Below are 6,527 nucleotides of genomic sequence, written 5' to 3'. Positions count from 1 at the left end.
GTGGGGGGGGGGGGGGGGGGGGGGGGGCCCCGGCGCCCCGCCGGGGGGGGCGGGCCCGGCGCGGCGGGCCCCCCGCCGCTGGAGAAGGCCCGAGCCGTCTGCGGATACCAGGCAGGGGAGGCGCCGGAGACACCGGGGTTGTGTGGGGTCGAGGCGGCCCGGACGCAGTTGACCTACCAGGGCTTTCAGAGGCCTGACACGGTCACCAGCCGGTGACCTTCTGGCCGAGAAGCTGCTGGCACACCTGCCACAGCATCGCGGAGCGGGAGGCTTTGACCAGCACCTTGTCACCGGGCCGTACGATGCTCTCAAGGTAGGCGGCTGCGGTCTCGGCGTCGGCGACCAGGGCCACGTCGGTGCCGTGCGCGGCGGCGGCGAGGGCAAGCTGCTTGGGCAGGTCACCGCCGACCGCGATCAGCAGGTCGACTCCTTGTTCGGCGACGTACCGGCCGATCTCGCGGTGTGCGGAGACGGCGTCCTCCCCGAGCTCGCCCATCTCGCCGAGAACGGCGATCGTGCGTCCGGCCGCCGGGAGGGGCGGGAAGGTGATGGCGCGGCCGGTGTAGGACTTGGCGAGGCGGCTCAGTGGCACGCGGTCGTTGTCCTGGCCCCACGCCGAGGGATCCCGGAAGTGGATGACCTGGTCCTCGCCGCTCTCGAAGCCGTGGGCGACGACCAGGTGTCCTCCGCGGCGGCCGTCGGTGGGGAACTGCTCGGTCACGGAGATGATCAGCGGTGCCTTCGCCAGCTGGTCGGTCAGCTCTTCGGCCGCCACCGGCTCAGCCTGACCGGCGATGTCGAAGTCGATGGCGATCTTGGCGATCCCCGTGTGCAGCCAGCCTCGGTCGGTCAGGGCGTCGCGCTTGACGCCGATCTTGATGAGCTCGGTGAGAGTGGGGGGCTCCTTGCCGTAGGCGAGCAGGATCATGCGGAGGGCCGCCATGCCGCAGGCTCGGTTCGACCAGGTGAGCCGGTCCCCGAGCTCCATGCCGCCCTGCTGTTCCCACTCCTCAACGGGGACGAGCTGACGGCACATCGGGACCTCGTGGACATGCAGCATGGCGGCGACCTTCCGAAGCGTTATCGTTCAGACGGTGGCGTCCAGTTGGGCCGGGACGGCACCGATACTCGGGACGGGCAGAGGCACATCGTAGGTCGGCCGGGCGAGGGCCTGGTGGAGCATCGCGCGAACGACGTCCTCATGGGTCAGGCCGCACATCGACGCTCCGGCGGCGAAGTTGCTGTCCCGCGACATGCCGGGGGTGGTGTTCACCTCGAGGGCGAACACCTCGCCGTCGGCGGTGACCATGAAGTCGACCCGGGCGCCCCCCTGGCAGCCGAGACCTTCCCACAGGGTCCTGGCGTGCCTGGTGAGCGTGCGCAGGACGGACGGCGGCAGGTCCGCCAGCGTCACGGACACGCCGCCGCGGCCGTCGGCGTCGAGCTTCGTGTCGGCGTCGTAGAAATCGGCCTGCTGGACCTCGGTGGCCAGCGGCGGGAACGCCAGGACGCCGCCGGGAAGTTCCAGCAGTCCTACGGTCACTGGTGTCCCGGAGATGTAATGCTCGACCAGGACCGGCGAGGGGTCGGTGCGGGTCGCTTCTTCGAGTGCGGCGGTGAGCTCTTCGGTGGTGCGGACCAGGCTCATTCCGACGCTCGATCCGCCCATGGTCGGCTTGACCATCATGGGCAGCCCGCCGCAGGTCACAGCGCTGCCGCCGGTCCACACCTGCCACGGCGGAGTCGGCACGCCGAGCCCCTTCATGTACCTCTTGCAGAGGATCTTGTCGGCGGCGATGGCGGACGCCGCAACACCGTTGCCACAGTACGGCCTGCGCAGCCAGTCCAGCAGTCCCTGGAGCCGACCGTCTTCGCCGAAGGGCCCGTGCAGGTTGGACAGGACGATGTCGACGCCGAGCAGCTCTGACACGAACCCGGGCTCGCACGGGTCCAGGATGCGGAATGCGGTACCGATCGTGTCCAGGGACTCGGAGAGCGCGGTCACGGACATCTGCTCGACGGGGCTCCTGGAGAGGTACAGGCGGTCCTCGGCGGAGACGCCGCCGTAGACCAGGCCCACGTTGGTGCCGCGGTACTTGCGCTCCCGTACGGCTTGGATCTCCTTGCTCAGCGCGGCGGTGTCATGCCAGTCGATGGTGATGGTCACGAGATGACTCCTTCGTAGGCGAGGGTGACGGGGCCGGCGACCCAGTACGACTTGGCCGGTCGATCGGCGTGCGGGGCGACGGTGAGGGGGGTTCCGGCGCGGTTGTGGACGGCGACGGGGCCCGCGGTGACCAGGCCACGGCGTCCCGCGATGACGACGGCGGCGACAGCCCCGCTTCCGCAGGAGAGCGTCTCGGCCTCGACACCGCGCTCATAGGTGCGGATCTTGAGGGTTTGCCGGTCGATGCTCTCCACGAAGTTGACGTTCGCGCCGAGCGGGGCGAGCTTTGGGTGGTGGCGCATCAGACGTCCGCAGGCCTCGGCGTCGAGGCCGTCCACGTCGTTTACGACGGCAACCACGTGTTCGGTGCCGGTGTGAGCGGAGTCGAACCAGAAGGGGCGGCCGCCCCACACGGACTCGACCACCCGCATGTCGACGGCGCCGACTTCGGCGGTGATCGCCACAGCCTCACGGGTGACGGTCGCCTCGTGCTCGACCCCGGCCATGACGAGGGTCATCGTGTCGAAGCCGAAGTCCTCGGCCGCAGCCCAGGCCGAGCACCGCAGCGCGTTGCCGCACATCGTTGCGATCGACCCGTCGGCGTTGAAGCACGAGATCTCCAGGACCGGAGGGGCGCTGCTGATCAGCGTGCTGACCACCAGACCGTCGGCGCCGATACCGGTTCGGCGCGCGCACAGCCTCACCGCGATGTCGTGCCAGTCGCGGCCGGTGTCCTGGTCGGCGCCGTTGAGCAGCACGAAGTCGTTTCCGGCTCCGTGGATCTTCCGGAAGGGAGTGCTCAAAGGGGTCCTCCTCACGTGGGTATCGGGATGCAGGGCGCTGTGGTGGGAGCGCGCCGTGAAGGAGGTGCCGGCCGCCGCTCGGGGGAGGCTTTCGGCCGGCACCGGATCCGCCCGGGACGCCGGGCGGAGTCCGAGGGGTGCCGTCAGGCCAACTCGCTGGGTGGTACCCCGAGGTCGGCGTGGATGACTTTGCCGTGCGGCCACAGTCGGACGCCCCACTTGGCCTTCGTGAGGTGGTGTACCAGGGCCAGTCCTCGTCCGGACTCGTGGGAGGGACCGGCTTCGATCCGCACGGGCGGTGACGCGGAGCCGTCGGAGACCAGCAGGCGCACGACTCCGGCGGTGGGTCGGCGGACGGCGACGATCATGTACGTCCGGCAGCCGGTCTTCGCCGCGTTGCTCACCAGCTCGGAGATGATCAGCTCGGCGTCGTCGATCAGGGCCTCCAAGCCCCACTCGATGAGCTTGGCGTTGACCATGAGGCGGGCTGCGCGGGCGGACCGGAAGGCGTACGGCAGCCGCATGGTGGCCGGTGCAGGACGGGTTGCCGAGGGCGCTCCCTCGGCTTCCCGGGGCCGTTCGAGGGTGGTGTTCATCATTGCTCCCGGGCGGCTGTCACCGTACGGGTCAGCATCCGGAGGTCCTCGGGTCGGTACCTCGTCCTGCTGCACGGCGGGGAATGAACAGGCCCGCGGCCGAGGACGCGAGGTCACGCCGCCGCCAGTGGCCGCCCGGGGAGCGGCGCTCCGGCACGGTTGCGGCCGGGGTGCCCGGGTGCGTGGCAGCGGTGAGAAAGGCGCCGCGCTCGAGCAGGACGGTGGCGAGCCGGTCGAAGGCGGCCAACTGTCGGCCGGGGCTGTTCAGAGGGTCGTCATGGATCATGTCGCGGGTCCAGGTGACGACCCCGCAGGCCCTGTTCTCCGACAGGGCGTCGGTGATGGCCTGCCAGCCGGGTCGCTCGGCGAGGGGCTGCGTGGGGTTGCTGTCCACGGCGAGCACGGCCACGGTCCACCGGCGGGCCCTGGCGAAGACGCGGACGTGGGCGGCGATGAGATCGGCGGCGGGTTCGTCGCCGGAGCAGATGTAGATGGCGACGGGGGCGCGGCCGACAGGTCGGGGGTGGTCGCTGGTCATGGCGACCACTGTCACCGACCATTCACCGTCGGTGAATACATGGGTCGTGGTAGCCGGAGAACTCGCACACGGCCGACTACCACGTTCAGTGGTACCCGCGGCGGTTGTTACGGCTGGGCGTTACGGGGCGTGGTAGCTGCGTATACCAGCAGGTCGCGGACACCATGGTCCGACATGGAGGGCTTATCTGATCACCAGTGGAACACTGGCGGCCTGCGCAACGCTCCTCGCCATCGCCACAGACACGTCGGCGATCCGGTCGGTGATCACTCCGGGGAGCGCCTGGTGCCGGACCCACGTCGGGGCGATCCGGCACGCTTCCTTCAGCGCTGCGGCCGCTGCCTCCCACTGCCGTGTCTCGGTCCGCGTCAGGGCGATGTCCAGGTGAAACCTGGCGCGGGTGGACAGCGGCATGCCGGGATCGAGATGAGTCGTCTCGATCAGCCTGAGCGCTCCGGCGGTGTCGCCCAGGGCCGTCGCCACCGACATGGCCTGCGTGGCGGCGTAGGACGGGCCGAACGGCTGGCCCTGGTCGCCCCGGGCGTGCTCGCGGCCGATCCGGGCCGCGACGGCGTGGGCCTGGCTCAAGTAGTCGCGGGCGGTGTCCGCGCTCGCGCCGCCCCGGGACGCGGCGACGGCCGCGTTCGTGACCAGTTGCCCGTACACGCTGAGCCGGTCCGGGTCGCTGTCGGACATGCGGGGCTCGACCTTGGCGGCGGACTGCTCGGCGACGTGGACGCCCTTGGCAGTGTGGCCATCGCGCAGGCAGATCCACGACAGCGAGGCCATCAGGTGGGCCGCGCGGAGGCCGTCACCCACCTGGTCGGCGACGTTTCGGCCGTGGGTGATCGCGGTGTACCCGAGGTCGCGGGCGCCGAGGATATTGGCCATGACGGCAGCAGTCTGGAAGGCGTCGGCGAGGACTCCACCGGCGGCTTCGCGCCGATCCGGTGTGGTGGCGTCGTAGAGCGCCCGCGCCTCCGGTAGCAGGAGGGACAGGATCGCGCCGAGCTCGACGTAGCGTCCGCTCCAGAACGCGGCGTCAGCGCGCCGTGCCGCGTCTCGCAGGTCTTCCAGACTGCCGGGCTCCACGTCGGTGCCGATGCCGAGTCCGGTGTCGTGGACGGCAGCTGATACTGCGCGTAGGGCCGAGCGTTCCTCCAGGGCCATGCCTCGGCGCGGGGATTGCTGTCCGAGGATCACTGAGACGTCGGTGCCGAGACCGACAGCGACCTTCATCAGCGAAGGGAGCGAGAGGTTGCCCCCCTGTTCGAGCTTTCGGATCGTGCCCAGGGAGACCCCGGACTTCTCGGCCAGGTCTTCCTGTGTGACCTCCCGGCCTCGCAGGATCTTGACTCGTTCCGCCGTGGTGCGTTCTGCCCAGAGGGTCACAGGCTGACTCCGTCTCAGGTGATGGCCTTCCCGGGGCGGTACCTCCGCAGTGTGCGGGTATGACCGTACAGCGGGAGGCTCAGACGCAGGCCCCGATGCCGAGCAGGGATGCGATCCGGGCGACGGTCTCGGGCTGGCCGTCGGCGAGCACCGTCGTGATACCGAGTGCTTCGGCCGGCGGCAGGTTCACCGGGTGATCGTCGACGAACACGCACACCTCGCCTGACAGGCCCATCCGCTCCAGCGCCAGCCGGTAGATCGCCGGGTCTGGTTTCGCGATGCCCTCCAACTCGGACACCACGGTCACGTCGAACAACTCCCAGACGCCACAGGCAGCGTACGGGTCGAAGGGGTCCAGTCCGAAGCTGTTGGACAGCATGGCGACCACGTAACCGGCCTCACGCGCCGCCTTGGCAAGGGTGACCATGTCGGCGGCGGCCCGGACCCCGGCCCACGCCCGGCCCATCAGGTTCTCGTGGTCGGCCAGACCGAGATACGGCGCGACCTGCCGGTTCCAGTCCGCCTGGCTGAGAGCGCCACGTTCCAGGTCAACGTACAGCTGCCGAACCACCGGATGGGTGTTCAGCGTGCGGCGCCATGCCTCGGCGTCAAGTCCCTGACTGACGCACCACTCGCGGTGAACGGCGAGAGCATTCGTGGTCAGAACACCGGCGAAGTCGAGGATCAAGCCGCGGTATGCGGACGGGGGACTGACGGGTGCTACTGGTTGCGCCATGATGAGTTCCCTTCGGGGTTCGTCGCCGTACCGCGAAGGTACCCGCGGAGAGGGCGGGTCCCACCGGTCGGCCCCGCCGTGGTGGACGGCGGGGCCGAACTGCGAGGCCTCACCGCAAGTAAGCACACTGCATGGACCTGCCCTCTTGCTTGGCACGGGCTGTGCCTCCACGACGTGGGGTGGGCGGGGGCCCCGGGGAAAAGGATTGCGGCGCGCTCCGGGCAGGCCCGGAGCGCGCCGCCCCCCGCGGCGTGGGGCGTGGGCCCGGGCGCGGTGGGGCGGGGGCGGTCAGTGC

The 6,527-nt window shown here is 70.2% G+C and carries 7 protein-coding genes; all 7 read right to left on the bottom strand.

Features of this window, described 5'->3' with window-relative positions; translation table 11 throughout:
- Window positions 1–202 precede the first annotated feature (202 nt).
- A complete protein-coding gene (locus ACFC1T_RS36705; protein WP_375896658.1) occupies window positions 203–1,060 on the bottom strand; it encodes a glutamate ligase domain-containing protein in 858 nt (285 codons plus the stop codon).
- A gap of 27 nt (window positions 1,061–1,087) precedes the next feature.
- Window positions 1,088–2,167, bottom strand: a complete 1,080-nt coding sequence (locus tag ACFC1T_RS36700) for an ATP-grasp domain-containing protein (RefSeq protein ID WP_375896655.1) — start codon at window positions 2,165–2,167, stop codon at window positions 1,088–1,090.
- Complete coding sequence (gene dapF, locus ACFC1T_RS36695) at window positions 2,164–2,970, bottom strand: diaminopimelate epimerase (protein ID WP_375896652.1); 807 nt, start codon at window positions 2,968–2,970, stop codon at window positions 2,164–2,166. The genes ACFC1T_RS36700 and dapF overlap by 4 nt, the downstream gene beginning before the upstream one ends.
- Window positions 2,971–3,113: 143 nt before the next feature.
- Window positions 3,114–3,566 carry an ATP-binding protein gene (locus ACFC1T_RS36690; RefSeq protein ID WP_375896649.1) on the bottom strand — a complete coding sequence of 151 codons (453 nt, stop codon included), beginning with the start codon at window positions 3,564–3,566 and terminating at the stop codon, window positions 3,114–3,116.
- A 31-nt stretch (window positions 3,567–3,597) separates the two neighbouring features.
- Entirely contained in the window at window positions 3,598–4,104 is a 507-nt protein-coding gene (locus tag ACFC1T_RS36685; RefSeq protein ID WP_375896646.1) for a hypothetical protein, read from the bottom strand.
- 183 nt (window positions 4,105–4,287) lie between these two features.
- Window positions 4,288–5,496 carry a helix-turn-helix domain-containing protein gene (locus ACFC1T_RS36680; RefSeq protein WP_375896643.1) on the bottom strand — a complete coding sequence of 403 codons (1,209 nt, stop codon included), beginning with the start codon at window positions 5,494–5,496 and terminating at the stop codon, window positions 4,288–4,290.
- Between the two features lie 79 nt (window positions 5,497–5,575).
- A complete protein-coding gene (locus ACFC1T_RS36675) occupies window positions 5,576–6,232 on the bottom strand; it encodes an HAD-IA family hydrolase (protein WP_375896641.1) in 657 nt (218 codons plus the stop codon).
- Between the last annotated feature and the right edge of the window lie 295 nt (window positions 6,233–6,527).

Source organism: Kitasatospora sp. NPDC056076, from assembly GCF_042266305.1.
In the GTDB taxonomy this organism is placed as follows: domain Bacteria; phylum Actinomycetota; class Actinomycetes; order Streptomycetales; family Streptomycetaceae; genus Kitasatospora.
This window is presented reverse-complemented; position numbering and strand designations above follow the sequence as displayed.

Excerpts from the sequence above, each read along its gene's own strand:
- ACFC1T_RS36705 (WP_375896658.1), bottom strand. The coding sequence starts at position 1,060 with ATGCTGCATGTCCACGAGGTCCCGATGTGCCGTCAGCTCGTCCCCGTT.
- ACFC1T_RS36690 (WP_375896649.1), bottom strand. The coding sequence starts at position 3,566 with ATGAACACCACCCTCGAACGGCCCCGGGAAGCCGAGGGAGCGCCCTCG.
- ACFC1T_RS36685 (WP_375896646.1), bottom strand. The coding sequence starts at position 4,104 with ATGACCAGCGACCACCCCCGACCTGTCGGCCGCGCCCCCGTCGCCATC.
- ACFC1T_RS36675 (WP_375896641.1), bottom strand. The coding sequence starts at position 6,232 with ATGGCGCAACCAGTAGCACCCGTCAGTCCCCCGTCCGCATACCGCGGC.